The sequence below is a fragment of the Allobosea sp. OAE752 genome (assembly GCF_050433265.1).
Lineage (GTDB): Bacteria > Pseudomonadota > Alphaproteobacteria > Rhizobiales > Beijerinckiaceae > Allobosea > Allobosea spartocytisi.
Genome location: NZ_JBNPXO010000016.1, coordinates 14,960 through 40,767, shown reverse-complemented (window position 1 = coordinate 40,767; position 25,808 = coordinate 14,960). Strand labels below are relative to the sequence as shown.

General features: G+C 61.9%; 19 protein-coding genes and 4 pseudogenes. 13 read left to right on the top strand and 10 right to left on the bottom strand.

All coding sequences use genetic code 11. The features are described 5' to 3' along the window. The first annotated feature begins 24 nt into the window (after window positions 1-24). Both GGC47_RS26435 and GGC47_RS26430 read left to right on the top strand, forming a co-directional pair. Window positions 25-330 carry a type II toxin-antitoxin system Phd/YefM family antitoxin gene (locus GGC47_RS26435; RefSeq protein WP_112764270.1) on the top strand — a complete coding sequence of 102 codons (306 nt, stop codon included), beginning with the start codon at window positions 25-27 and terminating at the stop codon, window positions 328-330. After that, window positions 327-831: pseudogene (locus GGC47_RS26430) on the top strand (PIN domain-containing protein). The gene GGC47_RS26435 and the pseudogene GGC47_RS26430 overlap by 4 nt, the downstream one beginning before the upstream one ends. On the opposite strand, the pseudogene GGC47_RS26425 reads toward GGC47_RS26430, so the two are convergent. Next, window positions 804-994, bottom strand: a pseudogene (locus GGC47_RS26425) (IS3 family transposase); the annotation flags it as partial. The pseudogenes GGC47_RS26430 and GGC47_RS26425 sit on opposite strands and share 28 nt — an antisense overlap. 180 nt (window positions 995-1,174) lie before the next feature. On the opposite strand from GGC47_RS26425, the gene GGC47_RS26420 reads away from it, so the two are divergent. The 5 genes from GGC47_RS26420 to fhuB all read left to right on the top strand — a co-directional run bounded on the left by GGC47_RS26420 (window position 1,175) and on the right by fhuB (window position 8,190). Next, window positions 1,175-1,678, top strand: a complete 504-nt coding sequence (locus tag GGC47_RS26420; RefSeq protein ID WP_370955450.1) for an RNA polymerase sigma factor — start codon at window positions 1,175-1,177, stop codon at window positions 1,676-1,678. 100 nt (window positions 1,679-1,778) lie between these two features. Next, window positions 1,779-2,714 carry a FecR family protein gene (locus GGC47_RS26415; protein WP_429069692.1) on the top strand — a complete coding sequence of 312 codons (936 nt, stop codon included), beginning with the start codon at window positions 1,779-1,781 and terminating at the stop codon, window positions 2,712-2,714. 124 nt (window positions 2,715-2,838) lie between these two features. After that, complete coding sequence (locus GGC47_RS26410; protein ID WP_429069690.1) at window positions 2,839-5,271, top strand: TonB-dependent siderophore receptor; 2,433 nt, start codon at window positions 2,839-2,841, stop codon at window positions 5,269-5,271. 4 nt (window positions 5,272-5,275) lie between these two features. Beyond that, window positions 5,276-6,205, top strand: coding sequence for an ABC transporter substrate-binding protein (locus GGC47_RS26405; protein WP_429069689.1), 930 nt, complete (start codon window positions 5,276-5,278; stop codon window positions 6,203-6,205). Continuing rightward, complete coding sequence (gene fhuB / locus GGC47_RS26400) at window positions 6,202-8,190, top strand: Fe(3+)-hydroxamate ABC transporter permease FhuB (RefSeq protein ID WP_429069687.1); 1,989 nt, start codon at window positions 6,202-6,204, stop codon at window positions 8,188-8,190. The genes GGC47_RS26405 and fhuB overlap by 4 nt, the downstream gene beginning before the upstream one ends. A gap of 2,342 nt (window positions 8,191-10,532) precedes the next feature. On the opposite strand, the gene GGC47_RS26395 is transcribed toward fhuB, so the two are convergent. Together GGC47_RS26395 and GGC47_RS26390 are read right to left on the bottom strand one after the other, a co-directional pair. After that, entirely contained in the window at window positions 10,533-10,832 is a 300-nt protein-coding gene (locus GGC47_RS26395; protein WP_429069685.1) for a PRC-barrel domain-containing protein, read from the bottom strand. Between the two features lie 692 nt (window positions 10,833-11,524). Beyond that, window positions 11,525-11,938 carry a DUF1236 domain-containing protein gene (locus tag GGC47_RS26390; protein WP_429069682.1) on the bottom strand — a complete coding sequence of 138 codons (414 nt, stop codon included), beginning with the start codon at window positions 11,936-11,938 and terminating at the stop codon, window positions 11,525-11,527. Between the two features lie 316 nt (window positions 11,939-12,254). On the opposite strand from GGC47_RS26390, the gene GGC47_RS26385 reads away from it, so the two are divergent. Next, a complete protein-coding gene (locus tag GGC47_RS26385) occupies window positions 12,255-12,476 on the top strand; it encodes an exonuclease/endonuclease/phosphatase family protein (RefSeq protein ID WP_429069680.1) in 222 nt (73 codons plus the stop codon). Between the two features lie 15 nt (window positions 12,477-12,491). Here the strand turns inward: GGC47_RS26385 and GGC47_RS26380 are convergent, their stop codons facing one another. Continuing rightward, complete coding sequence (locus GGC47_RS26380; protein ID WP_429069677.1) at window positions 12,492-13,769, bottom strand: DUF763 domain-containing protein; 1,278 nt, start codon at window positions 13,767-13,769, stop codon at window positions 12,492-12,494. Between the two features lie 219 nt (window positions 13,770-13,988). Here GGC47_RS26380 and GGC47_RS26375 point away from each other — a divergent pair, with 219 nt between their 5' ends. Next, on the top strand, window positions 13,989-14,174 hold the full coding sequence (locus GGC47_RS26375; protein ID WP_429069674.1) for a hypothetical protein: 186 nt from the start codon (window positions 13,989-13,991) through the stop codon (window positions 14,172-14,174). Between the two features lie 213 nt (window positions 14,175-14,387). Here the strand turns inward: GGC47_RS26375 and GGC47_RS26370 are convergent, their stop codons facing one another. Beyond that, window positions 14,388-15,647, bottom strand: a complete 1,260-nt coding sequence (locus GGC47_RS26370) for a phospholipase D-like domain-containing protein (RefSeq protein WP_429069672.1) — start codon at window positions 15,645-15,647, stop codon at window positions 14,388-14,390. A gap of 1,385 nt (window positions 15,648-17,032) precedes the next feature. Then, a complete protein-coding gene (locus GGC47_RS26365) occupies window positions 17,033-17,707 on the bottom strand; it encodes a hypothetical protein (protein ID WP_429069669.1) in 675 nt (224 codons plus the stop codon). A 292-nt stretch (window positions 17,708-17,999) separates the two neighbouring features. On the opposite strand from GGC47_RS26365, the gene GGC47_RS26360 reads away from it, so the two are divergent. The 4 genes and pseudogenes from GGC47_RS26360 (at window position 18,000) to GGC47_RS26345 (ending at window position 21,369) form a co-directional block, all read left to right on the top strand. After that, window positions 18,000-18,512: a YciE/YciF ferroxidase family protein gene (locus GGC47_RS26360; protein WP_429069667.1), complete on the top strand. Its 513-nt coding sequence runs from the start codon at window positions 18,000-18,002 to the stop codon at window positions 18,510-18,512. Between the two features lie 379 nt (window positions 18,513-18,891). Further along, window positions 18,892-19,668, top strand: a pseudogene (locus GGC47_RS26355) (alpha/beta fold hydrolase). Between the two features lie 16 nt (window positions 19,669-19,684). Then, window positions 19,685-19,858 carry a PAS domain-containing protein gene (locus GGC47_RS26350; RefSeq protein WP_429069715.1) on the top strand — a complete coding sequence of 58 codons (174 nt, stop codon included), beginning with the start codon at window positions 19,685-19,687 and terminating at the stop codon, window positions 19,856-19,858. A gap of 254 nt (window positions 19,859-20,112) precedes the next feature. Next, window positions 20,113-21,369, top strand: coding sequence for an MFS transporter (locus tag GGC47_RS26345; RefSeq protein WP_429069665.1), 1,257 nt, complete (start codon window positions 20,113-20,115; stop codon window positions 21,367-21,369). A gap of 89 nt (window positions 21,370-21,458) precedes the next feature. On the opposite strand, the pseudogene GGC47_RS26340 reads toward GGC47_RS26345, so the two are convergent. From GGC47_RS26340 to GGC47_RS26325, 4 genes and pseudogenes are all read right to left on the bottom strand, one after another. Then, a pseudogene (locus GGC47_RS26340) lies at window positions 21,459-21,766 on the bottom strand (transposase); the annotation flags it as partial. Between the two features lie 127 nt (window positions 21,767-21,893). Further along, window positions 21,894-23,015 carry an extracellular catalytic domain type 1 short-chain-length polyhydroxyalkanoate depolymerase gene (locus GGC47_RS26335; protein WP_429069663.1) on the bottom strand — a complete coding sequence of 374 codons (1,122 nt, stop codon included), beginning with the start codon at window positions 23,013-23,015 and terminating at the stop codon, window positions 21,894-21,896. Window positions 23,016-23,862: 847 nt separating this feature from the next. Further along, the gene (locus tag GGC47_RS26330) at window positions 23,863-24,744 is read right to left on the bottom strand and encodes a hypothetical protein (RefSeq protein WP_429069661.1); all 882 of its coding nucleotides are present in this window, start codon (window positions 24,742-24,744) and stop codon (window positions 23,863-23,865) included. Between the two features lie 11 nt (window positions 24,745-24,755). Further along, window positions 24,756-25,178, bottom strand: a complete 423-nt coding sequence (locus GGC47_RS26325) for a hypothetical protein (protein WP_429069659.1) — start codon at window positions 25,176-25,178, stop codon at window positions 24,756-24,758. Window positions 25,179-25,808 lie beyond the last annotated feature (630 nt).

Genomic DNA, 25,808 nt, shown 5'->3' with positions numbered 1-25,808 from the left:
GACTAGCTGGCTAGGCATGGATCGATGGGCAAACAGGCAGAGCGTGCAAGGACAGGCAAAGCATCCGGCGGCCGAGCGGCGGCCGGACGCTGGAAGCTCGAGGATGCGAAGGCCCGCTTCAGCGAGGTGGTGCGCCATGCCCGGGAGGACGGCCCGCAGCACGTGACGGTGCGGGGCCAGGACGCCGTCGTCGTCATGAGCGTCGAGGAGTTCGAGCGCCTCGCGCCAGCGAAGCCTCGCCCGCCCTTCGTCGCGTTCATGGAGAGCCTGCATCTCGGCGGCCTCGACCTGGAACGCGAGGCGGATCGCGGGCGGGATGTCGAGCTTTGAAGGGCTGGCTGCTCGATACCAATGTCGTCGCCGCTCTGATCAATCCGAAAGGCGCGCCATCGGTGAAGTCTTGGGCCGCCCGGCAGGACGAGGACACTTTCCATATTAGTGTGCTGACCCTGGCCGAGTACGATAAGGGCATCCACAACTTACCCGCGGACCACACCGCGCGGCCGCGTTACATCGCGGCGCGCGATGCGCTCGCCGAACGGTTCGGCCCCGCGTGTGCTTTCGCTTGGTGACGACGTTGTGCGGCGCTGGGGGCGAATCTCCGGTGAGGTGAAACGGGCCAGCGGACATGCGCCGCCGGTGATCGACAGGCTGCTCGCCGCATGCGCCATCGAGCATGATCTCTATCTGGTCACGCGCAATGTGAGGGACGCCAAGCCCTCCGGAGCAAGCGTGTTCGACCCGTGGAATGACGACGCAACGCATTTCCCATTGAGCCCGCGCACCAGCAGGACGCGAAGGCTCTCGGGATCCTTCAAGCGCTTCACCTGATCGCTCTTCAGGCCGCTGAACCCCTTGCGCCAACCATAACAGGTGAAGGCCATCACTCCGATCGTGCGGATCGCCTCGGCAACCGGCCGACCTTGCGACGACAACACGTCCACCTTCGCAGCTTCGCGACGATCTCTTCAGGCTTATGCTTCTTGCGCGCTATAGCGACATCCCCCAAGGCTCAAAAGCCTACTTCACAGAGGACCCCTTTTCAGCGGGCAGGCCGATCAGCTTAGAAGCAATATAAACTATTGTTATTGCACGATAATTTGATTCATCGTACTGGCGTAGCGGAAACGGGCGGCCAACCGAGCCAGTCGAAGTTCTAGGACCTTCTCCCTGGATGCAAACCCAAGCGCTCGATATCTCTGCTCTCTATCTCTCCCAGAGATTGCGGCTGCAGCGCATCATCAGACGGCTCGTCGGAAATGGCGAGGCGGCGGAAGACCTCGTGCATCAGTCGTTCGAGAAGCTGCTGGCCGCGCTCGACGCGAAGGATATCGAGAACCGTCCGGCCTATCTCACCAGCACCGCACGAAATCTAGCGCTCAATCACCTTAGGGATATCGGCCGACGCGGTGAGGTCGAGCTGGGGGACGAGCAGTTCCACGCCGTTCCCGACAGCCGGCCCTCGCCCGAACTCGTCGTGCTGCATCGTTCGGAGTTGCGGCGCGTCATGGAGGCTATCGCGGCTCTGCCGCCACGCCGGCGCGAGGTTTTCGTTCTCCATAAGTTCGAGGGCCTGAACTACGACGAGATCGCGGACCGGAAGGGCATTTCGCGCAATACGGTGATTTCCCACATCGTCCTCGCCTTGGCGGACCTCGACCGGCATTTCGTACGGTAGAGCGGAGCATCGTTCGTTCTTTCGAGCCCTCGGGTATTATAGACGTATGGGCTCCGGCTTTCTGAATCGCCAGGGCTCGCGAGGGAATCTTGGAAGGCGCATGAAGGGAGAGGCGACAGACCCGATCTTGATGGAAGCGCTCGAATGGTTCGTGCGCCTGCGCGACGAGAAGTCGACGACTGGCGATCGGCGGGCATTCGAAATCTGGCACGCCCAGAGCGCCAACCATGCTGAGGCCTGGACGCGGGCGGCCGAGATCTGGAGGCGGCTGGACGTGGTGCAGCCCGAATTCGATCGTGTGCGGCAGTCGCCCACGCGCCTCTCTCGCCGGAATATCGTCGCTGGCTCGCTCGTCCTGGCAAGCGGCCTCGCTGCCGTTTATATCGCCCAGGAATCTGGGCTATTGGCCGAGTTTAAGACGGGAGCAGGCGAACGCAAGAGCCTCAGGCTGTCGGATGGAAGTACGGTCGAGCTCGGCACCTATTCCGCCCTGTCGACACGCTTCACCGGCAGCGAACGCCGGGTTGACCTCCACCAGGGCGAGGCCTTCTTCGACGTGGCAACCGAGGGCGGTAGGCCGTTCGTGGTCGACGCCGGGCCCGGCTCGGCAAGGGCACTCGGCACGGCCTTCGACGTGAAGTTCGTGGAGGGGCAGGCCACCGTGACAGTGGCCCGGCACGCGGTCGCAGTCCGCAGCGGCGCGGCCGGTGCGTTGCGCATAGAGGAGGGCTGGCAGGTCAGCTACGATCGGGCGGGACTGCAGCAGCCGCGCAAGGCGGACCTCGCGTCGGTGGCGGCGTGGCGCCGTGACCGCATCGTCTTCGAGGACACGCCGCTGCGCCGCGTGCTCGCCGAGCTGGAGCGCTACCGGCGCGGGCGCATCATCCTGACCAGCGACAGGATCGGTTCGATCCCGGTCACTGCGGTTTTCGATACGCGCCAGACCGAGGCCGCGCTCCAGACCATCGCGGAGACGCTGCCGATCCGGATCTTCCATGCCACCGGCTACGTCGCCTTCGTATATCCGGCTTCCTGAAGTCGAATTTTTTCGGACCGAGGTTCATTGATTTGCTCCGGCCGGGTGTCTCCATCATCGGGGGCGCGTCCAGGCGCGCCTTATGAAACCGTCCCGGCAGGGGCGGCCAAGAGGCAGCCAGTTCATGCGTCGCGATTACTCCATCGATCCTTCCCGCTCCGGCCATTCGCGGTCGCTCGCCTTCGCGCTGGCCTTCGGCGCTTCGCTTGCAACGCTGTCCGTGATGACGGCATCGGCACAGCAGTCCGCTTCGGCGCGCGCGAGCTTCAACATCCGCCCGCAGCCGCTTGCACAGGCGCTGATCTCGTTCTCGAGCACGACCGGTGTGCAGCTCTTCTTCGACGCCAATCTGGTCCGCGGCAAGCAATCGCCCGGTGCCGAGGGCGCGATGAGCAGCGGCCAGGCGCTGGCGCGCATCCTTAGCGGGTCGGGTCTCAACTACCGCTTCAGCAACGCCAGCACCGTCACGATCACGGGCCCCGCGGCCGGCGGGGCGGCCGATGTCGGCGACGCGATCGCGCTCGACACCATCGACGTCCAGGGCGAGGTCGCCGGCGGCCCCGTCAATGGCTATGTCGCTCAGCAGAGCGCCACCGCGACTAAGACCGGCACGCCGCTCCTCGAGACGCCGCAGACGATCTCGGTCATCACGCGCGAGCAGATGACCGCACAGCAGGCGCAGAGCGTCCGCGACACCGTCCGCTACGCGCCGGGCGTCTATTTCAGCGACGATGCCGACTTCCGGTTCGAGCCGGTGAATGCCCGCGGATTTGCGCTCGATCCCTATGTCGACGGCCTGCGCCTCATGCCCGGCACCTGGTCGACGCCACGCGTCGACCCGTATTTTCTGGAGCGGGCCGAGGTTCTGGAAGGCCCGTCCTCGACACTGTACGGCCAGGCATCGCCCGGCGGCCTCCTCAACATGATCAGCAAGCGGCCGACCGCGACTCCACTTCACGAGGTCCAGATCCAGACCGGCAGTTTTAACCGCATCCAGGGGGCCTTCGACTTCAGCGGGCCGATAGACCCGGAAGGCAAGCTGCTCTACCGCCTCACCGGCATCGCCCGCGACACAGGCACGCAGGTGGACCATCTCGACCAGCAGCGTGTCGCCATTGCGCCGGCGCTGACCTGGAGGCCGACGGCGGACACGTCCTTCACGCTTCTCGCCAGCTATCTCCATGATCCCAAGGCAGGCTTCTGGAACATCCTGCCGCTGCGCGGCACGCTCTATCCCAATCGATATGGCTCGATCCCGCGCTCGTTCTTCGCTGGCGAGCCCAATTTCGAGAGTTTCGACTTTAACCAGGCGGCCGTCGGCTACGAACTCGAGCATCGGTTCAACGACACTCTCAAGTTCCGCCAGAACCTGCGCTTCAGCCATATCGACCTGAACTATCGGGAGGCTCAGGTTATCGGCGTAGCCGCCGACGACCGCACACTCCAGCGCCAGGCTTACATGGCCAAGGAAAACCTCAACACGGTCACGCTCGACAACCAACTGCAGGCCGATTTCGTGACCGGCCCGCTGCAGCACACGGCCATTCTCGGCCTCGATTATCAGTACAAGAAATGGGACAACTTCACCCGCTTTGGCGCGGCACCGGCGCTCGATCTGCTGAGCCCTGTCTACGGCCAGCTGATCCCGCTTCCGGGCGTCTTCCAGAATGCCGACCAGGTCCAGCGCCAGCTCGGCGTCTACGTACAGGATCAGATCAAATTCGGCGGCTTCGTCCTCTCGCTCGGCGGGCGGCAGGACTGGGTCAGCAGCAGTAACAGCAATCATGTCAACGGTATCGCGACGCAGCAGGCCAGCCACGCCTTCACTTGGCATACCGGGCTGCTCTACAAGTTCGACAACGGCCTGGCGCCCTATGTCAGCTATGCCACCTCGTTCCAGCCGACGGCGGGCACGGCTGCAACCGGCACCCCCTTCGATCCGACGAAGGGAGAGCAGTACGAGGCGGGCATCAAGTACCAGCCGGTCGGGTGGAATGCCCTACTGACGGCATCGGTGTTCAATCTTCGCCAGAAGAATGTCCTGACTGCGGATCTCGATCCGACACACCCTATCGGCAGCCAAGTGCAGACGGGCGAGGTCCGCTCGCGCGGCATCGAGTTCTCGGCTGTGGCCACCGTCGCCGAAAATTTGAGCGTCCGCGCTTCCTATACCTATCTCGACGCCGAGGTGGAGAAAGCCAATGACGGCACCGTCGGCAAGAAGCTGGCCGGCGCCCCACGCAATTTCGCCAGCCTGTGGGGCGACTACACCTTCCGCAGCGGGCCGCTCAACGGCTTCGGCTTGACGGCCGGCGCTCGCTATGTCGACTCGTTCTTCGCCACCAATGCCAACACGATCAAGATCCCGAACGTGACCTTGTTCGATGCCGGCGTGCACTACGATCTCGGCGCCGCGAGCCCGATACTCAAGGGGACTAAGCTCTCGGTCAGCGCGACCAATCTGTTCGACCGGAAATATGTCTCCACTTGCGCCGCTGTCGGCTGCCGCTGGGGCGTCGGGCGCACGGTCTACGCGACCCTGTCCTACCGGTGGTGAGGGCTTGAGCGAGAGATCAGCTCCGCAGGGCCTGACGCGCCGCGACAGCTTTCGGGTGGTGGCGGCGGCGGCCGCTCTGACGCCGCCAGCGGTGGCGTTTGCAGCGGAGACCAGAGAGCCCCGCGCCTGGGCGGCGCCGTCGCGCCTCGTCGTGCTCGATTGGGGGCTCGTCCAGACCGTGCTTGCGCTTGGCCGGGTTCCGGTCGGCGTGCCCGCGCCGGGCTGGTACGATCGTTACGCCGTCACGCCGCGGCTGCAAGCCGGTGTGACCGATGTCGGCCTATTGTTCGCCCCCAATTTTGAACTCATCCAGGAGCTGGCCCCGGACGCGATCCTGGCAACGCCGGCTCTGACACCGGCCCTGCCATTGCTCAGCCGCATTGCGCCTACGGAGCCTTTCGCGGTGTTCCAGCCCAGCCGCGAGCTGCTTGCCCGCTCGCAGCGCGAGACGGCCCGTCTGGCGGATTTTCTGGGCGTCCCGGCTGCCGCGGCCCAGCTATCACTTGCCCATGATGAAGCCATGCTCCGGGCACGCGCCAGGCTCGCGTCGTATGACGGCAGGCCGATCTACCTCGCGAGCCCGATCGACGACCGCTATGTGACGATCCATACCGCGAACGGCCTGTTCGACGCGATCCTGACAGCGCTCGGGCTCGTCAACGCCTGGAAGACGGCCTCACCCATTGGGTTCGCGCCGGTTCCACTAGCGCAGCTGACCGAAGCAGGGGCTCGTCTTCTCCTGCTTCGTACACCGCTCTTGGCAGATCCCGGCGCGCGACTGGCCAGAAGCGTCTTCTGGCAAGCACTGCGTTTCGTGCGGGAGGGGCGCATCCGCGTTGTCGAACAGGTGCTAAATAACGGCGGCCTGCCGTCCGCCACTCGCTTTGTAACCCTGCTCGCCGACGCGCTGACAGCGCCGGACGGTGCTTTATGACGGCGAACCCCGTGCGTGCCCTGCCCCGCCGCGCCATCTTGCTCGTGCTGCTGGCAGCGCCAGCCCTGTTCCTGTTCTGGTTCGATCTCACGCGGCTGGCGCCGCCGGAAGCCTGGCTGCGGATCATTCGCGCACCGGATCGGAATGCGATGGCGGAGCTGTTGTTGCGAGACGCGCTGCTTCCGCGCGCTCTCATCGCCATGCTGTGCGGCGCGGCCCTGTCGCTGGCCGGTGTCCTTTTCCAGCAGATCCTGCGCAATCCCCTGGCGGAGCCGGCAACGCTGGGCGTTTCTAGTGGAGCCTATTTGGCGATCGCAAGCGCGACCTTCTATGCCCCGACCCTGCTTGCGACGTCGCGCGAGGCCGTTGCCTTCGCCGGCGCCGCTACAGCGGGGACGCTCGTCTTCCTGCTCGGCTGGAGCCGCACGCTCTCACCAGTTCGGCTTGTTCTGGCTGGGCTCGTCGTCAACATCACCTGCGGAGCGGTGGCTACGGCGCTCGCCCTGTTCAACGATCAATCCGTGGCGGGCCTTTATCTATGGGCCAGTGGGAACCTGTCCCAGAGCGGCTGGGACGGGACGGCCTATCTGCTGCCGCGTTTCTTTGCCGCGATTCTTGCCACGGCCCTGCTGCTGAGGCCGCTGACGCTGCTGGGGCTCGATGAGGGTATGACAGCTGCTCTCGGCCTCTCTCCGGGGCTGGCCCGGTTGGCCGGGCTCGTCGTCGCCATCGCATTAACGGCCTTCGTCGTCAGCGCGGTCGGCAATATCGGCTTCGTCGGTCTCGCAGCGCCGGCCGTCACCAGGCTGGCCGGCGCGCGGCGCCTGCGCGACCAGTTCGTCTGGGCACCGCCTGTCGGGGCGGCGCTGCTCTGGCTGGCGGACGAGCTCGCATCCCGAATCGGGATCGGCGCGCAGCAACTCCCAGCGGGCACGGCGACGGCCCTCATCGGCGTGCCGCTGCTCCTGCTACTTTTGCCGCGGCTGAGCCACTCTGGTGAGTTGCCCCGCGACGGCGCCGGGCGAAATGCGCGCGCCTCCCGTCCTCTGGTTATTCTCGCGACGCTCCTTGGCCTGTGCCTGCTTGTCTTTTGCGTCGCAATCAGCTTCGCGCCGGGAGTTCGGGGCTGGCAGTGGGCGAGCGGTGCGCAACTCCACGCGCTCCTGCCCTGGCGGTGGCCTCGCGTGGCGGGCGCGCTCTCGGCCGGCGCGATGCTGGCCGGCGCAGGTTGTCTAATCCAGCGCCTGACCGGCAACCCACTCGCCAGCCCCGAGGTCCTCGGCATCGGTGCCGGCGGCATGCTGGCAATGATCGGCGCGCTGCTGCTCGACCTCCCGCTGGATCCGCTCTTTCAGACGGGTGCCTTGTTCGCGGGCGCAGTGGCAACCTTCCTGTTACTCCTGCTGCTTTCCAACCGGTCCTCTATGTCCGCTGCCCGGATGCTGCTGGCAGGGATTGCGATCAACACCGCCTTCGCGGTCGTCGTCGCTCTCTTCGTCGGCAGCGGCGACCCGCGCGGACTCGTGCTGCTTCGGCTCATCTCGGGCTCGATGTCGTTGGTACGCGAGACGATCGCTGCCGCAATGCTCGTCGCGACACCGGTCCTCTTCGTTTCGTTGCTGGCACTGGCTCGCTGGCTTGCGCTGCTGCCGCTCGGCATGCCTACGGCCAAAGCTGTGGGTGTATCGCCGGCAAGCCGCCTGCTGGTGCTGTGCGCGGCTGCCCTGCTGACGGCCTGCGGTACACTGATCGCGGGCCCGATGAGCTTCGTCGGGCTGATGGCACCGCATATGGCGAGCATGCTCGGGCTGACGCGCCCCGTGCAGCATTTAGCAGGCGCGATGCTGATGGGCGCAGGGCTGCTGATGGCGGCGGACTGGCTGGGGCGTGTCGCACTTTTTCCCAACGAGCTGCCGGCCGGCATCGTGGTGACGCTGCTGGGAAGCCCCTATTTTCTCTGGCTCCTGCGCCGGCAAAGCGTTTGACAGGCGCATGCCGTGATGGCGGGATTTTGCAGGCAGTCGCGATCAAGGGAAAATCTCTGGCTAGTAAAGGCCGTCCTCAGGTGCATGGCTTGCCGGCTTCGCGAAGTCCCTCTGAATGGCACGCGCCGTGCGCCCCCCGTGAAGGGCACGGCTGGCCTACTTGGCACGGCACGCTGGACCATCAACCGCGACGATCCAGTTGATGCCGGCTTCTTGGTCGCATGCGCGATCCACAGTGCTGGGACAGCCAGCTTGGCTGGCCCGGCGCGTTCGCAAGAATGTGCTGGATATGCGCCATAAACGTAGCTTGGGGCTTTGCCTAAACTGGACATTTGGACGCTGAGCAACGGAAGTCTCTCGCGCACGGCGCTTCACGAGCAACTTCAGGACTGTTTCGGTGTGATTTGGCTGGAAGTAACAAGCGGACGTTGAAGGACCGCCCGGCAGCAGAGGGTCTCGCCGGCGATATTTTCGAACGTGATCGATGAACGCACGTAGTGGGCCCAGCACTCCGCAACGAACCGACTCGCAAACGAGCTGGCCAAATCGCTCCTGGCGGAACTCCCTGGGCGCAGATCGGTTTGATGACAGCGGCAGGAACCGGAGCGCCAACGATGGTTTCGAGACAACCCAAGGAGCCGGAGCTACAATCGACGTTTCGACATCGCGAGCTTTACAGGGAGCGATGTCGCGACGACGACGGCAACATCTACACGGTCATAGTCTGGCAAGGCTACCCTGGCCTCGGGACCACATTCTACTCGCTGGACGATGGCACCCCGGTGCATTTCGAAGACGATTGCGTCTTCACTATCGTTCCCACCGGCGAGCAGCTAACCCGCAGCGAAGACTGACGGCGATTTCAGTAATGCGTGCCGACCCAAGATGCGGACGACGGAACACCGCAGCAACGCCGTTGCAGTACGTGCCGGAGCGTGCGGCTCGTGGCAACATTATAGACACCTCTGGGCGGTCATGATGGCCATCTCGCGCCAGTGTGTCGTTCGTCCCATCGGGAGCGCTGCCGAGTTCCGGCGTACCCTTGAACGAATTCGCGCGCTGGAAGGGACCTCGTCGGATTCAGATGCGACTGCTCGCGAGAGGGAGGCTCTTCAGAGATCCCTCGTCGAGTATCTCCAGCGGCGAGCGAAGCAGCGATCTCTCATCAATAGCGGTTGATCAACTGCTGCGGTGCCTGCCGTGCTGCCTTTTTTATCGACTGGCCGCGTTTCGGGGTCCGAGCGGAAGCTCATCAACCGCTGCGACGACTAGCCCAAAATAAAAGGCCCGGCACCGAGCGATTGGGCCGGGCAGAACGCGAACGAAGGCTCGCAGCGACCGCGTTGCCTGCCGCGTGGCTAAGCTGAGGCTGGATTTCATCTAGCCCCACCTCTTGGACGCGAGCCAGGCAAGCACCACCACGGCTATCATACCGGCTGCGATCAAGAACGGGTTTTCCATGTCGTCCATCTACCGCAAGGGTCCTGCCGCGGTGTTAATTCGCGGCAACACCGCCCACGAAGTCACGTGCCTATCCGAATAAGCGGTAGCGGGGCAACGAGCTCTTCCCCCTCGTAGAGCACGAGCCTGAAGCTATTACCGAAGCTTCCCGGGTCAACCGAGCGGATATTTCCGATAAGCGTGCCCTGACACCCCGGGCCGGACTCGTTCTGGGCGAAGCAATAACCAATAGAGAGGTCCGTGCCGTCTCGCAGGATCGACCTGCCATGGCCGGATTTCATGATGATCTCGATTTCGATTGCCGGCCGAACCGCACTCGGGCGGTGTGCCAGCGCGCAAAGGCAGCGCTGAGAATCATAGGGCGCTTCTATCACGCCGATAGCAAGGCTTCCTGCGGGACCCGCGGCCTGCGACTGCGGCTTGTCGCGACAAGTCGTTCCCAGAAGCGATGAGGAGACAACCGACAAACCGTTACCTGCCCGCTGGCCCAAGGCAAATCACGGTCAAGTTCGGCTGCCCATGATAACCACGAAACGAAAATGGCCCGGCTTCCTTTCGGAGGCCGGACCTAATCGTCGCGCGCAGGCGAACGGTCACTACTGAAATCAGTAATCTACCAGCCGATCGGACGCCGGTACATTCGCAGCTATTTGCTCGCGGTTGATCGGCAGCGTATCGACTCCCTCGGCGCACTCTCGGCATCGGGAGCGGAACGCAGATCTTGAACTTGCGACCTCGTGAACGGTTCCCACGGCGAAAAGTGCTAAGCCTATTTTTCCAGCGACCTTCATACTTGAATTCAGGCGCCGCCTTAAGCGCATCCTTTGTGGTCTCCATCCCCGCTGGCCGAAGCCAGCGGAGCCGTTGATCGATGACTGGCATCAGGGGTCGACGTGCTCCGGCATCGCCTTCAGCTCGTCCTTCGTCCAGTTCGTCACCGCGTGCACGTTTCCGTCCTCATCGCGCATGAATTCGAGCTGGTTGACCGGCACCGCGACCGGCTTGGCTCCGATCCCGAGGAAGCCGCCAACATCGATGACGGCCTGCGCCATTGGGCCGGAGCCATGGAGATGCGAGACCGAGCCGATTTTCTCGTCGCCCGGGCCATAGATGGTCGCGCCATCGAGAATGTCCGGCGTCAGGTCGGTCGTTGAAAGGCGGATATGCTGAGAATGATCCATTGTTTCCTCCGAGGGCTGTTACTCTACCAAACGGGCGGAAAGCGATCGCGTTCCTCGCAGCGCCGGCTCAAAACAAAAGGACCGCCGCTCCCGAACGACGACGATCGAAGTTAGGAAGGAGACGCCCAAGGAGGGCCGCCCCTTATGAGGGCGTGGCGACGGCGAGGATTACCGGCGATGGCGGGACGCCCACCACGGGGAGCTAGAGTCAGACTGTGCAGAGCCCATGTGGCATGCGGCAAATGATCGGCCCCCGAATGGTCACGCCATAATCCGCAGCGCGAGATTCTGACCGGAGCAACCGCTCTGACGAAAGCACCGTGCCTCCCGTACTCTCCGAAAAGAAAAAAAACCACCGGGTATCCGGCGAGGCCATACGCTCAAGCAGCCTTGCGATAGATGCCCTTGATAGCGAACTTTCCGAGTTGCTCGTCGGTCGCAGCTCTCGTCGAGGTTGCTCCAGAAGCGATGCGCGGCCATTGTGACCGAGTTGCTTCGCCCAAGCCACTAATGTGGCCGTAACGCGTGATCTCGTAACGTTCGACCGCCTGAGCTCGGATGTTTAAACACTCCTTCTCGTTTTCGGCCGGCCGCTAACCTGACGACGAAAAAGCTCTTCCATCCCAGAGCAAGGGCAGAACGTCAGACCAAGAGCGATTGACCCCGCGCCGACAGCGCGGGGTCGGAAGGCATTATTCGATGACCTGGATGATCTTGCGTGTCTTCGGCTCGACGATCACCGTTCGATCATTGACAACGGTGTAGCGATAGCCCTTCGCACCGAACTCGGCCGGGACTTCACGATAGGTCACGCCCGTCTCCGGGAGCACGGCGCCGACACGCACATCCTCTTGATAGGTATACGATGGAACTTCGTGAGCCCTGACATAGGTCTTGAAGCGCGGCGTGGCGTCGCCCGCAATACCACCGACGACGGCGCCGCCGACGCCGCCCACGACGGCCCCGACAGGCCCGCCTACGATCGCGCCACCGACGGCGCCGGTCGCCGCACCGGCGGCAGCGCCCCCACGCGCGCCTTCGGGATTCTGGGCGAACGCCAGCATCGGAGCCATCGCGACGGCGGTAACGAGAATGATCTTCTTCATCGGTCCATCTCCTGGTTATCCCCCAGATGGAGGCCCTAACTTAGAAGTCTTATAAACGGTTCCCTGAAGCATCCTCGTAATGACTTCGGAAGCTCCAGCGCGCGTCGGATCGGCTCTTGGCTCCTGAAAGAATAGTCAGTAACTTTCGCAGCAGCAGAGTTTTTCGGTGCATTTCAGAACCCCGCGCGCCAACGGCCATGATGTCTCGTCAAACGGCCAGTGACAGCTCGCGCGATCCCGCGGAAGTAGACGCGCTGTTTTGCCCCAGGTTCGGCGAGCCTGCCAGGCGATCCTCGCGCAAGGCTGGACGGAGGCGTTGCGCGAGATGCATCCCGAGGAGCGCATCTACACGTTCTGCGAGTATTTCAGGAACGCATGCGGGCGCGATGGCGGCATGCGCCTCGACCACGTGCTCCTCGGTACAAATCTGGCGGAGCAGCTGATGGCGGCCGAGGTTGACCGCCCTGTCCGCGGCTGGAACGAGGCTAGCGACCATGCACCCACCTGCATACGCCTCGCGGGAACCATGCCGAAGTAGAAGGCCGCCCGCACTCTATCGGCGTCGCGATCTCGTTTCGGCGTCGATCCCGCCTGCCTCGGACCGCTCCCAGCCAAAAACGCTTCGCCCGCCATAAGCAGGCGAACGGCGCCGTTCTTCGGCGACATATTCGCCGAGCGTCGGGCCTGTCGCGCTCCGCTCCAGCCGGCGGCTCTCGCTGTCCAGCCGCGCGATCGCGGCAAGACGGTCATCCTGACCGAGCTTCGCTTGATTGACGGCCGAGCGCAGGACGGCGATCGTCTGATCATAGACTTTGATCGGCACGGCGAAAGGCTGCCGGTCCTTGCCGCCATGGGCCAGCGAAAAACGCGCCGGATCGCTGAAACGGCAGGGCGCACCGTGCAGCACTTCGGCGACCATCGCCAAGGAACGTACCGTGCGGGCGCCGATCCCGGGCACGAGCAGGAGCTCGGAAAAATCGGCCGGGCCGCGGTCGGCCGCAGCAGCCAAAGCGCCATGGAGGCGTCGCACCATCACGTCTTGGGGCCTGACATCGTGATGCGCCGGCATCACGAGATGCGGGAGGGTCAATTGCGGAGCGCTCCGATCAGTGCTGGGGTGAGCCGGCTGCAACGCCGCCAATTCCCGAACGATCCCGTCGGGCCCCTGTTCGCGCAGCAGCGCGACCTGGGCCTCGCGCGCGTGATCTGCGCATGCATCGGTGAGGTTGATGATATTGCCTGCACTTCGCCCTTCGATCGCAGCGTGGGGCGCCTCGACAAAGCTGCCGAGCTCCTCGGAATGCCAGTGATAGCGCCGCGCCAGGCCGCTATCGCCGTTCATGCCCTGCTGCACGACTGTCCAATGGCCGTCATCGGTTACGAAGAAGCCGTGCAGATAAAGGTCAAAGCCATCCTGCACTGCCGCGCTGTCGACCTTGGCGACGAGCCGGCTTGCCTGCGCCAGGGCCGTTCCGTCGAAGCCGACCTTGGCGCCGATCTGTTCGAGCTCCGCAGGTGTGCGGCGGGATTGGTTGCCCCGTCCGCCGCAGACATGAAGCCCCAGCTCGCCGGCAAGAGGCGTCAGGCCGCGTTTCAACGCCCCGATGACGCTGGTCGTGATTCCGGAAGAATGCCAGTCCATACCCATGATCGCGCCGAAGGATTGGAACCAGAAAGGGTGCGCAAAGCGCCGTAGCAGCTCGTCCCTGCCATAGTGCTGGATGATCGCTTCGCAAATGACGCTGCCCAATCTAGCCATGCGTTCGCCGAGCCAGAGCGGAACCCGTCCGTAATGCAAAGGGAGATCGGCGCTGCCTGATCGACGTGTCATGAGACCTGGGAACGAAAAAGGAACAACCCTTATAGTCTCGCCCAGCCCGGGCGTCCATCGAGCGACCAAACATCTGAAGTCGGGATTTGAAGCAGCGATTGCAAGGCGACCTCTGGCTCTCGTGCAAATCTCCGTTGCCGACGGAACCGCAGAGCCTCTGGAGCGTCCTGATTCTGGGATCCTAGAGGTCTGACAGCATTCCAACCGGAGACGTCGAGCATGGCCAATGGCAATCATGATGCACTCAACGACCAGATCGCTCTCCTGCGCCGGCAAGTCTCGGATCTGACCGAGTTGGCGGCAGCCGCCTCAGGCTCGGCTCGCGAAGAAAATTTGCAGGAGCAGATCAACGCGAAACAGGAACGCTTGAACGAACTTCTGAAGGAGCGTGGCGACGCCACCTAGACGTCAGACCAGTTGGGCGCCACGAGAGCCGTCTTGTTGTCGGCGGGTTCGCGACGCAATCGATGTCCGCTACCCCGTCGTACGCGCGGTGGCACCACTCCCAGATCAGTTCCCGCGGCTTGAGCGGCCTGAACCGACACGCCATCTCCAGCCGCTCGCTTGCCTTGCCCGAGCTCACGACACCGGGCACCGGAGCCGCCAAAACTGCTTCTGCTATATTTGCGAGCGCGTCAGGCTTGCAAGCCAGTCGGAGAACTTTTCATTCGCCGTTCGACGTTGCCAGTCAGCCAGGGTGTAGGGTCTGGAGGCTGCGAGATCCTTGTTGAAGATTTCCACCTGGGATGCAGCGACGCCTCTGTCAAAGAAATTGACGTTGGCTTCGTCGTTGAGGCGAAGCGCGCGATCATCGATGTTTGTCGATCCGATCGACGTCCAGATATCGTCCACGATCACGAGCTTGCAGTGATAGAAGGTCGGCTGATATTCGCTGATTTTAACTCCCGCTTCCAAAAGCTCCCCCCAAAAGTGCCGTGACGCCTTCCTGACGATCCGAGCGTCGGTCTGACTGCCGGGAATTAGGATTTCGACCTGCACTCCGCGGCGGCGAGCTTCCAGAAGCTGGGCTCTCGTCATCTCGTCCGGCACGAAATAAGGGGTGGCGATACGTATACTTCGCCCTGCGGATGCCAGCGCCGTCATCAACGTCAGGTGCATCACGTTGCGCTGATGCGGTGAACTCACCACAATCTGCGCTGCGTTTTCGCCCTGTGGCACAAGCTCCGGAAAGTAGCGATTCCCCAACAGCAATTCGCCTGTGGCTTCGAGCCAATGTTCGGCAAACGCCGCCTGTAACTCGGCCGCAGCCGGTCCTTCGATCCGATAGTGATTGTCTCGCCACTCGCTTGGCGAGCGGGCATCCCCGTCCCATTCGTCCCCGATTCCGACCCCTCCAGTGAATCCCAGACGACCATCCGCGATCAGAAGTTTGCGATGAGTGCGGTTGTTGAGACGATCGACCGTGTACCAACTGACGGGCCGGAAGCGGACGACTTGCACGCCGGCTTCATGCATCCGCGTGATGAGCGCCTGATCCATGGGAATGCTTCCGACCCAATCGAGCAGGACCTTAACGCTCAAGCCCTCGCGGGCCTTGGCCGACAGAGCGTCGGCAAACTCATTTGCAACGTTGCCGCGCCAATAAATGTACGTTTCAAAGCTGATCGTTTGCTGCGCCTCGCGGATGGCCCGCAACATCGAAGGAAAGATCTGATTGCCGTTAACGAGCGTCTCCACGGAATTTCCGGGAATATAGTTCGATCCGAAAAGCGCTCCCATGGAGGTTTTGAGCTGACGATCGTCTGAAGCGAGGCTGTGCGCCAGCGGCTGACGCAGTTCCTGCGGGTCGGGCAACAGGTTCCCGATAAGGACGCTCCCCGCCACGCCAAGTGCAGCAGATACGGTGCCAATGACCATCTGACGGAGTCGGGAATTCATTTGGCCCGCAAGTTAGAGAATTGCCGCTGGAACGAGCGCAAGGCTTGCGCTCTCGAAAACTCAACGCGCGAATTCGGCCGCGAGTTTCATCGCAGTGAGCTGGGCCGCGCAGCACATCGCGGATGGCTATTCCACGCGCATATGGTTGGGCGGAACCGAGCGCGCCGTGGCGCCGGAGCAGCCACGTTTGTCCTTAACAACCAGAGGCCGTTCTCGTCCGGAAATTGTTCGAGATCCTTGCCGCCCGAGGCTGGCCCATCAGGAAAAGCTCGACCAGGCAGCGAGCGCGCAACATGATCTAAGCCTGTCGATCGATAATTTGGCTTGGAGGGGAATACGATCCAGCGGGAGTTCACTGCGGCATGTCAGACGACGATACAGCCCCGCAAAACAGTTCGTCAGTTGTGGAACTGATCATCATCCGGTAGTCCAAACGCCAAACCCGCAGAGTTAAAAGGGCCGGTTTGGCAATATGTCCCGCGAGGCCGGTTCAAAATCCTGATCTCTGCGAATAAGCTTCACAGCGTTGAAACACGCGCGGTTACATGGACTGGGCGGCAAGTGCCGTTTGCGCCTGAAGGCGGCATGATGGCCTGGACATGGGAGATTAAAGCGAAACGACTGCGGCGGAGCCGTTGGCTTCGAGGGAAAGCTGGTCCTGGAGCTGAAGGGTGAGAGACGATGTCGAGTTGGCAATGACTTGCATGTCTTGCAAATAAGATCACGTGTTCCGTTCCGCGTTTTCTCCTTTGGGTAAGAGACAGATTAGCCAGCAATTTTCCGCGGACTATCATCAGGTGCTTATATCGGGTATGATAGCGGGGTTTTCAGCGGCATTTACTTTGATCGTTGGCTTGTGAAGCGCCTCGCGCTCAGGAAGTGGAAATGCGCGCATTTCACTTCTCTATCGCTCCTCTGAGCTCCGGAGAGCAAACGGTCTACCAGTATAACCTGATGCTGCTTCGCCTTCAGGAGGCTACAACTTGGCGGATGGGCCATGACGAGAGGAACAAATTCGACCAATTGGGAATCTGCTTGCGAGCCTACGAGGCCACGCTGTGGCGAGGTGGTATGGAGGGGTACCCACTCAAATGCGCCTGAAAGGTGTTAAATAATCCGATTTCGCCGGACGTTATTCGTGCATCGACGTGAAGACGCGCATCTCCGACGCCGCCGGCCCTGGCAGCGACAGCAAGCGCGGCTACGCCGAAGCATCAAAACCTTAACGCCTTACGGTCGATATGCCCAAGAGCGGCAAGACAATCGAGCGGTGGCCGAAGGCTGAAGTGGGTCGGGATCACACCCGACTTCACATGTGGCCGCAGCTTGGTCCTGCGCCAGCTTCATGGCGAACCTATCGCCCCTCACCTGGGGAGGAAAGAAAGCAACTCTTTGCAGACTGATTCGACCGCCCGTGGAATGGGGCCAAGTCTCGACGAACTGCCCGAAGACGTCGATGAACGTCTCGGCTCGAAACGCGCTTGCAGCATTCGAGGCGACCGCTTGCGTTCGATCAATTCGAGGTCGCGCGTGCCGGCGCCTGCGTCAGCCTCCGGGCCGCTGCACGGGTGTTGACGCAATAGGCATAGAGCGAGGTCTGCGCGTAGATGATGGGCCGGCTGCGCCTGGGCATCAATCCGGATCTCGGTGATCGAGCTCCCATCCGGCGCGAAACAATGGATCGGGCGCCCGGCAAAGGTCCAGATGTTGCTGGCGGCATCGACCCAAAGCCCGTCATGAGACCGTTCGGACAGGTCGCGAACTTTGAGTTTTTCATTTGAGGTGCTTGGCCCGCGCGCACGTGACGAGGTCGTTCGTTCACACGAGAACAGGGCGCCGGGATAAGACGTTTCCCAAGTTGGACGCAAGGAGCAGGACGTGTTCAAGGGCGTCGAAATTCGTCGCCTGCGAGTAAAAGAGTACATCTTGCGTGTGACACCGACGGCATCCGCCCGCAGCTGCTGCGACATCCGCTCACGCACACGAACTGGCATCGCGTCGCCATCGCCGCGCGTCTCGGTTGATGGTTTCTCGATCATTCTGCCCCGATCTGTCGGGTGTGGCCATCATCGAAGCCGACCGATCAACCCGATCTGGTAAACTCCCGCAGACGGCAGCTGCACATCGGGGAATGCTCACGATCCACACGGAACAGATCACGATCGCGGCAGTTGCAGGGGAACGAGCGGCAACGGGCCGCCCGTTCGCCCTGGCGACTTCATCGCGATAATCATGGTGCGCCGACATTTCCGCAACGCCTGTCGGCCGCGCCCACGAGAAGTCCGACGCCTAATCGCCACGCCTGAATTCCGATCAAACCAGGAGACCAACATGGCCACCACTGCACCCAAAGTCCTCGGCGACATGTTCCACGACATGCTCAAGGACGTCTATTATGCCGAGAAGCAGATCCTGAAGGCTCTGCCGAAGATGGCCAAGGCGGCTAAGTCGCCCGAGCTCAAGAAAGCTTTCGAGACTCATAAGGCCGAGACCGAGGGGCATGTCGAGCGCCTCAGCGACGTCTTCGAGGCGATCGGCAAGGCACCCCGGGCCAAGACCTGCGATGCGATCCTTGGGATTCTAGAAGAAGGAAAGGCGGTTATGGAGGACTACGCCGATAGCCCCGCTCTCGACGCCGGCCTGGTCGCCTCCGCGCAGGCGGTCGAGCACTATGAGATGACCCGGTATGGCACTCTTAAGGCTTGGGCCCAGCAGCTCGGTCACAAGGACGCGGTCGCCCTGCTCAACGAGACGCTTGCCGAGGAGACTAAGACCGACAAGCTGCTGACGCAGCTGGGCGGGCCGGCGAACATGGCGGCCGTTGCTAAGGCCGAAGCGGCCTAACCGTAGTCCTCTAACGGAAGGCCTGTCGAGCAGCACTCGGCGGGCCTTTTGTATTCCGCTGGCCGAATCTCGGAGTATTGCTCACGATCGCGCGGGCATTTCAGGCCCGCCTTATTCGCTAAGCTGATGAACATCGCGATCAGAAGGCGCCGCGGCCTGATGTTCGATCCGTCCGCGAAGATATCCAGGACAACAACCTGGGCCAGCGCCTCCTTCAATCGATGGTCACCCACCAAACGAAGACGAAAGCGCTCTTGGGTAAAAGCGCGTCCGCCATTGGGTAACTGTCAGGTGGCCTAAGAGGCGAAAGGGTGCGATTTCGCCATTGACGTCTGCAAATTTTCTGGCGTCCGCGGCTGCGGCGAGCTGTCGAGATGTGGTGTCCCCATCTAAGCGAAATAAGGTCCGCGTCAGCGGGTCGGCGAGCAAGCCATAATATTCGTTCACGGGTATGGCTGTGACCAGAGCATGTGGCGGTTTGTCGTGCCATACTTTGAGGCCACCCATCGCATCGTGCTGCTCGATCCGGTCGGCGCCGGCCAGTCTGATTCCGTCGCCTATGACCCGGTAAAATATTCGAACCTCGCGGGTTACGCCGACAACTTGGCAGAGGTCGCGGATGAACTGGCCCTCTCCGAAGCCATCCTTGTCGGACACTCGCTGAGCGCGATGATTGGTGCGCTGGCTTCGATCGAGGCGCAGGGTCGCTTCGGGAAGCTCGTGATGGTCTGCCCATCACCTCGCTACATCGATGACGGGAACTACCGCGGGGGCTTTTCGCGGAAGCAGATCGAAGCGCTGCTCGATTTTCTCGCGCTAAATTACCAGGGCTGTGGCGACCGCGATCATGGGCAATCCTGCGCGGCCGGAGCTAGCAGCCGAGCTGAGGGCAAGTTTCTGCCGGGCGGACCCTGACATTGCGAGAGACTTCGCTCGCGTGACTTTCATGTCCGATAATCGCGCGGATCTCAGGAAAATTACGATTCCAACACTGGTGTTGCAATGCAGCGAGGATGTGATCGCTCCGTCTGAGGTCGGAGAATTTGTCCGCGATCAGATTAGCGACAGCCGATTGATCGCGCTCAAAGCGACCGGCCACTGCCCAAATCTCAGCGCGCCCGAGGAAGTGGCCGCGGCGATCCGCAGCCTTGTCTGATCTTTCGGCCCACGGCGTGCATGCAAATCCATTTGAGGACATCTATCAGAACGCGCCCAGCGGATATTTGGTTATCGCGCCAAATGGTCGGATCGCCATGGCGAATCGCACGGCGGCAGCGTGGCTAGCCTACGAGCCTGAAGGACTGATTGGACGAGGCCTGTTCGACGTCCTCACTCTAGTGGATTGAGGCGGACGCTTGGTACCCGCCGGAGGGCGCCCATACGGCTGGGGTAAGAGCGGCGGGGCCGTGCCCATTTGCAGACGTTCTGGAAAGTCGCAGGATGGGTGGGACGCTGAAGTGTGACTACGGCTGCTGAGAGCCCGCGTCCGTCTTTCCTGGCAGTGTATCGGTCCGAGATTTGGGAACGCTACGGTCAGGACCGAAGCATTTTTCACTTCGATGCTGCCATAACCGCCTGACCCGCGTCAGGAGCTAATATTGTGTCGTCTCTTTCAGTGAAGCTGCCGTTCTTCGGCTGGTATACGGTCGCAGCGACCTTTGTTCTGGCGATATTTGGGTGGGGCGTCGGTTTCTACGGGCCACCCATATACCTGCAAGTTGTCGTCGAGCGCACCGGTTGGTCGGTGGCACTGGTCTCTGCGGCTGTAACCCTGCATTTTTTGATCGGCGCGGTGGTGATCGCTAATCTGCCGCGCCTTTATCGAAGGCTGGGTGTTCCCGTGGTGACGAGTCTTGGAGCAGCCCTGCTCGCTGCCGGGGTCCTCGGCTGGGCGATTGCTGGCGAGCCGTGGCAACTGTTCTCTGCTGCTCTGTTGAGTGGCGTGGGGTGGGTCGCGATGGGAGCCGCAGCTGTCAATGCGATCATTTCTCCCTGGTTCGTGAGCTCTCGCCCTGCGGCTCTATCGATGGCCTATAACGGGGCCAGTATCGGCGGTGTGATTTTCTCCCCATTATGGGTTGCCCTCATCCTCGCCATAGGTTTTCTCAAGGCGGCGATCGTGGTCGGCACCGTAATGGCTGTCGCGATCTTTACACTTTCGATCTTTGTTTTTTCGAAATCCCCGGCACAACTAAACCAGTTCCCCGATGGCATTCGGCCGAGCGAAGTTCCGGCTGCAGTCCCCCCTTCGGCTGCGGCGGCATTGCCCAAAGGGTCGCTTTGGCGGGACCGCCGTTTCCTGACACTAGCCGCAGGGATGGCGTTTGGCTTGTTCGCCCAAATTGGCCTTCTTGCACATCTGTTTTCCTTGCTCGTCCCGGCAATCGGGCCTCAAAATGCCGGGCTGGCAATGGGGGGCGCAACAGTCGCTGCGATCGTAGGTAGGACTGTGGTCGGGCTTGTCATGCCTGCCTCAGCGGACCGTCGTCTCGTCGCTTGCGCGAGCTATGCGGTGCAGATCGGCGGATCATTGACCTTTTTGATTGCGGGCGATGCCAACGTAACCCTGATGATCATTGGCGTCGTTCTGTTTGGTGCAGGTATTGGCAATGCCACATCCCTACCGCCGCTCATCGCGCAGGCCGAATTTGCGAAGGCCGACGTTGCCAGAGTCGTCCCGCTGATCGTTGCTATCGGACAGGCGAGCTACTCTTTTGCGCCGGCAGCGTTTGGCGCTCTACGAACGATGTCGCCATCTGGAACTTCGGACTTCGACGGCACAATGCTGTTTGCGGCCGCTTCCGTGGTGCAAGGAGCCGCCATTGCGAGTTTCCTATTGGGGCGGCAAACGCGCTAGTGGATTGTGTCAAACGCCTGATGCCCTCTGGCCGCTGCCGCGATGATTTCGTCGGGGTTGGCCTTCCAGCGGAAGGGCATCGGTTCGCAGTGATGCTCGGCGAGATGCGCAACGGCTTTCCGTTCGGCAGCGGGCGTCACCACTTCTTTCCCAGGAGGTCCTTCAGCGCCACATTGTCGAGCGTGGCGTCGGCCAGAATGCGCTTGAGCTTGGCGTTTTTCGAGCGCCCGCAGCCGCACAGCTTCGGACACTTGCATGCCTTCAAGCGCAGCTTTCCACTTGACGGGGCAGCCATCGCAGACACCGTGCTTCGGCAAAGTTCCGCGACCGGAATACCGGCCTCGTGCTCCGACAGTATCCCGATGATCTGCTCGTCCGAAAAGCGGCTGCGCTTCATGCTTTGGTCCTCATCTCTGGCCAGAGCGAAATTCATGGGTTGGAGGAGCAACGTCACGCAGCTTCGTGCCCGTGGCCGTCGCAACAAGAGCTCCTGGAGCACTCTGCCGATCTCAGTCCTGCGTGGCCTAGCGCATGAGCCCTGCCGCCCGCAGCGCATGCTCGATCGCCTTTCCGACGTCTGCCGTATGATCCCGAACACGCAACTCTGGCGCCGAGATCGTACTGGCGGCTTGCTCACACATCGGGGCCGATGTCAGCCTCTCAACCGGACCGGAAAAGGAGGGCTCCGATATCGAGTCGGTCAACGTCCAAAACCGGGCGATGTGATGCGTTGACGAGATTCCTGCGTCAAGCATAAAGGCCCCGGGAGTTCCAATTTCGTCCGAGCCATCAAGTGGAGTTCCGTGCCCCATCCCCGCGATCGTGAACGCCTCGATCTTTGGAACACCGGCCTCATTGCACCAGACTCGCTGGACATGTCCGCCGAAGGCGTTCTCTTTTGGACTGACTCCTTGGGCGCCGTGGAGCCCTCGCCATTGTGCGACAATGGCATCCATGTTCGCGGGAGCTACGGTCACATCGGCAGTGCCATGCCAAACCGAGAGTGTCGGCCAAGGCCCTTGATGGCTGGAGGCGCCACGCACCATCGCCTCAAGTTGCCGTTTCGACGGAAGATTGTGGCCCCTCATCCGCTCGAACGCCTCGGGTACCGTTGTCGCGCAAGCAAAGGGCAGACCCGCAATGATTGCGCCGCTCGCGAAGAGCTCGGGATAAGTCGCGAGCATCACCGACGTCATCGCGCCGCCAGCAGACAGCCCGGTGATGAAGACCCGCTGGCTGTCAAGGCTGTGGACCTCAAGCATTCTTTTGACCATTTGCGCGATCGAGAGAGCCTCTCCGGACTCTCGCCTGATGTCTTCCGGCACGAACCAGTTGAAGCAGAGGTTCGGATTATTTGCCCGCTGCTGTTCAGGGTAGAGCAGCGCGAAGCCACGTCGGTCCGCAAGCTGAGACCAACCAGCACCGTGATCGTAGCGTGCTGCCGTCTGCGTGCAGCCATGCAGCACGACGACCAGGGGCGCGTGATCCGGCATATTTTTGGGTAAATAGCTGTACGCTCGAAGCGCGCCCGGGTTGGTACCGAACTCATTGAACTGCGATAGCCGCGATGGTGTTGCCGGGCCTGCTGCGTAACCCCTCCTCTGGTTCGATCTCAGGCTTGCAATCGTGTCGGATAGGTTGCGCATCGTGACCGTCCTAAGCAGTCATGCCGGGGTGACATGACAACAAGTCAAACTGCTGCGCACTCATAATGTTGCGTCGCACAATAAATGATCTGAACGCCAGCCGTCATCAGCTCACCCAGCGGTCGGCTGTCCTGGCGTCTAGGCGTCCACGCGGATGCGAAACGATGCTGTCGTCGGAGAGGCTGGCGGTCGTTAGCGTCACCGCCGCAGTTCTCCATTGCCATTCATGGAGCGTCCCGTTGCGATCTCGTCGGTCTACGATCAGTCAACCATGATGCCGAATGCCCCAAGGGCGATTCCCTTCTTCTTCGCGCCGGGATACTCCTTGCGGTCGGCCTGATTAGTTCATGTCGCCGTGGGCGTGAACGGGCGACGCCGGGTCCAATTGGTCTGCTGCATGGAGCTGCGAGCGACGTCATGACGGCATCCGACGCGATGAAAGGCAATGCGAAGACGGCGGGCGATCGGAGGAGTGTCGCAGCCGGAGGATTGTCATCCACGGGACGGCCGACGCGATAGTCCATCCCTTAAATGGCGAACCGGTTTTCGACGCCACACGGTCTGACGTGAGAGGTCATGGGGAGCTCGCATCCTATATCAGGTCAACGGGCGAGCGAGTGACCCACACATCGGTAGCTGCGGCCCGAGGTCGCTGCGTGCTGACAGTTCAAGGGAGCGGTTGCTCCTGGTGGACCGCTCCGGCACGTTCATTGTCCCATCGGCACCAGTGGCTTCCCGCGAGATGATCCGCTTTTTTGGAGATGCAAAGCTGACGACGGACGGAGTCCAATGCTGCTTGGCTGCAAAAGAGGAAGTCGGGGCTCGAGCGAGCCCCGACCTTCTTGATTTACCGGCCGCCGAAAAGCGATCCGAGGTCGATTTCCTCGTCGCGATGTTTGCCGCCGAGCTGAGCGGCCGTCCACGCTGCAGCGGCGCCCAGCAGCAAGACCGCCGCTGTCATGAATGCCGTAATCAAGGCAATCTTGCGGGCACGCTCGGCGGCTTGCTTGGCTGTCTCCTTCGCCTGCTCCAACTTGGCAAAGGCATCATCGACCCGCTTTTGAGCTTCGGGCTGAGGGATGTTCAACCGGGCCGCGACGCGCGAGGCGAGGTAGTCCCTATCGGCCTGCTCAAGCTTTCCCGACGTCAGGCCGGTCATGAAAATCCGTGAGGCTTCCTCGCGCTCTCCGGCGGTCGGGGGCGTCGTGCCCGTCGATCGCATGACCGAGTCCAGCGCCGATCCCAGCGGGTCGGACTGCTGAGTGATCAAAGCGGCCGCACCGCTTGAAGCGGCGGCTCCACCAGTTGCCGCGGTTTTCGCCGCGCCAAAGAGCGAGGAGCTTGCCACCATCGTGATGATCAGCGCTCCAGCCGCCCAGACCACAAGGCCGTGCGCACCATCGCGAACATTCCGTTCATGATCGCTGGCGTCAGCCGCCGGTCGACGCATCCTGCCGGCTAGGTAGCCGCCAGCACCACAAGCCGAGACAGTTATCCAGATGGCCCACAGGCCAGCTGCGATGGCGAGGGCCGTCATGCTTGAAGACCGGGTGGTGTCGGCTGAGACCAGGGACAGGCCGAGCGCGGAGCCGAACGCGGCCATGACGGTTGTGATGGCAGCCGACAAAACCGCGCCGCCGAAAATGGCACTCCACTCGAGATAGGAACCGTTCGAAGCGTTTGTCGAACCAGGAGGAGAAACAGCGATGCGTTCAGGGGTAATGGACATGGCTCAGCCCCCTATCGCAGACCGAGAAAGGACAGGATCGCCAGTACGACCACGATGAGGCCGATGATGTAAATGATGCCGTTCATGATGCCCTCCAACCCATCGCCACACATGTGACATCGACTGAACAACGGGCAGCGCATGATAGTTCCGCCCCCTAATTGAGCTCGTCGGAACCCTCGATCATTTGGCGGGTTAAGTGCGGCGGGTTGAGCAATCAAGGAGATCGTCATGGGCCGCGGAATATTGCTTTGGATGTTGGGAATTCCCCTGCCGATAATTCTTCTCCTCGCGTTTTTCCGCTGAAGCGCGACGGAGCGTAGAAGTCCTTGGTAAAATGACGCCGGCTTGACCGTGACTGGTTGAGCCGGCTCCAATGTCCTGTTGGGTGGTTCTTCGTCGATCCATCGAAAATGTAGGACATCGTCGATCATTTATCTTTTCCGGAGCAGGTCGAATTCTGACACCTTCAGTGAGCATTTTACGACCCCGAGCCCTAGTCGTTTAGAGCGGTGCTGCCTCATCCAATGCCCAGCGCAGAAGCTGGGACCTCAGCGACCATTTTGCGTTGATCGCCTTAAGAGCAAGGGTCTGCTGGCGCCAGACGACAGAAGGAGCCTTGTAAATCCGCCGCGCGATTGACGTATCCTAATCGCAACGCACCGGGAAACCCCGCGCCGTTTGCATGCAGCTCTCGATCGGTCGAAGCAACGATACAATAGCGAGAAATTGCGCGCGACGCCCCAGTCAGTTGGCCCGCCGCTTCGATTTTTGGACCTGGTCAGGTTCCCGCTCGCTCTCCAACCGCCCCTCAACTGCCTCAACGACACGACGTTCAAGTGTACGGTCGAGTTCGAGCAGGTCGGTGTTGGCGTGCTCTGCGGACGATGCGCTTCAAAAAACTCCCGCTCATAGCGGCCGTCGGAGGCATTCAAAAACGAAACGCGGATAAATCGCAGATTGCCCGCTTCGTCCGCCGCTCTGCTCATTGACCAGGATAGGAAGTGTCGATCCGTCCACTACGGCCAGCGCGACTTCTATCGAACCGCAACAGTATGCGGCGA

What these genes read in the sequence shown, in the direction of transcription:
- GGC47_RS26435 (WP_112764270.1), top strand. Translation starts at nt 25, where the DNA reads ATGGGCAAACAGGCAGAGCGTGCAAGGACAGGCAAAGCATCCGGCGGC.
- GGC47_RS26420 (WP_370955450.1), top strand. Translation starts at nt 1,175, where the DNA reads ATGCAAACCCAAGCGCTCGATATCTCTGCTCTCTATCTCTCCCAGAGA.
- GGC47_RS26415 (WP_429069692.1), top strand. Translation starts at nt 1,779, where the DNA reads ATGAAGGGAGAGGCGACAGACCCGATCTTGATGGAAGCGCTCGAATGG.
- GGC47_RS26410 (WP_429069690.1), top strand. Translation starts at nt 2,839, where the DNA reads ATGCGTCGCGATTACTCCATCGATCCTTCCCGCTCCGGCCATTCGCGG.
- fhuB (WP_429069687.1), top strand. Translation starts at nt 6,202, where the DNA reads ATGACGGCGAACCCCGTGCGTGCCCTGCCCCGCCGCGCCATCTTGCTC.
- GGC47_RS26395 (WP_429069685.1), bottom strand. Translation starts at nt 10,832, where the DNA reads ATGGATCATTCTCAGCATATCCGCCTTTCAACGACCGACCTGACGCCG.
- GGC47_RS26390 (WP_429069682.1), bottom strand. Translation starts at nt 11,938, where the DNA reads ATGAAGAAGATCATTCTCGTTACCGCCGTCGCGATGGCTCCGATGCTG.
- GGC47_RS26380 (WP_429069677.1), bottom strand. Translation starts at nt 13,769, where the DNA reads ATGACACGTCGATCAGGCAGCGCCGATCTCCCTTTGCATTACGGACGG.
- GGC47_RS26375 (WP_429069674.1), top strand. Translation starts at nt 13,989, where the DNA reads ATGGCCAATGGCAATCATGATGCACTCAACGACCAGATCGCTCTCCTG.
- GGC47_RS26370 (WP_429069672.1), bottom strand. Translation starts at nt 15,647, where the DNA reads ATGGTCATTGGCACCGTATCTGCTGCACTTGGCGTGGCGGGGAGCGTC.
- GGC47_RS26365 (WP_429069669.1), bottom strand. Translation starts at nt 17,707, where the DNA reads ATGATCGAGAAACCATCAACCGAGACGCGCGGCGATGGCGACGCGATG.
- GGC47_RS26360 (WP_429069667.1), top strand. Translation starts at nt 18,000, where the DNA reads ATGGCCACCACTGCACCCAAAGTCCTCGGCGACATGTTCCACGACATG.
- GGC47_RS26335 (WP_429069663.1), bottom strand. Translation starts at nt 23,015, where the DNA reads ATGCGCAACCTATCCGACACGATTGCAAGCCTGAGATCGAACCAGAGG.
- GGC47_RS26330 (WP_429069661.1), bottom strand. Translation starts at nt 24,744, where the DNA reads ATGTCCATTACCCCTGAACGCATCGCTGTTTCTCCTCCTGGTTCGACA.
- GGC47_RS26325 (WP_429069659.1), bottom strand. Translation starts at nt 25,178, where the DNA reads ATGATCGACGATGTCCTACATTTTCGATGGATCGACGAAGAACCACCC.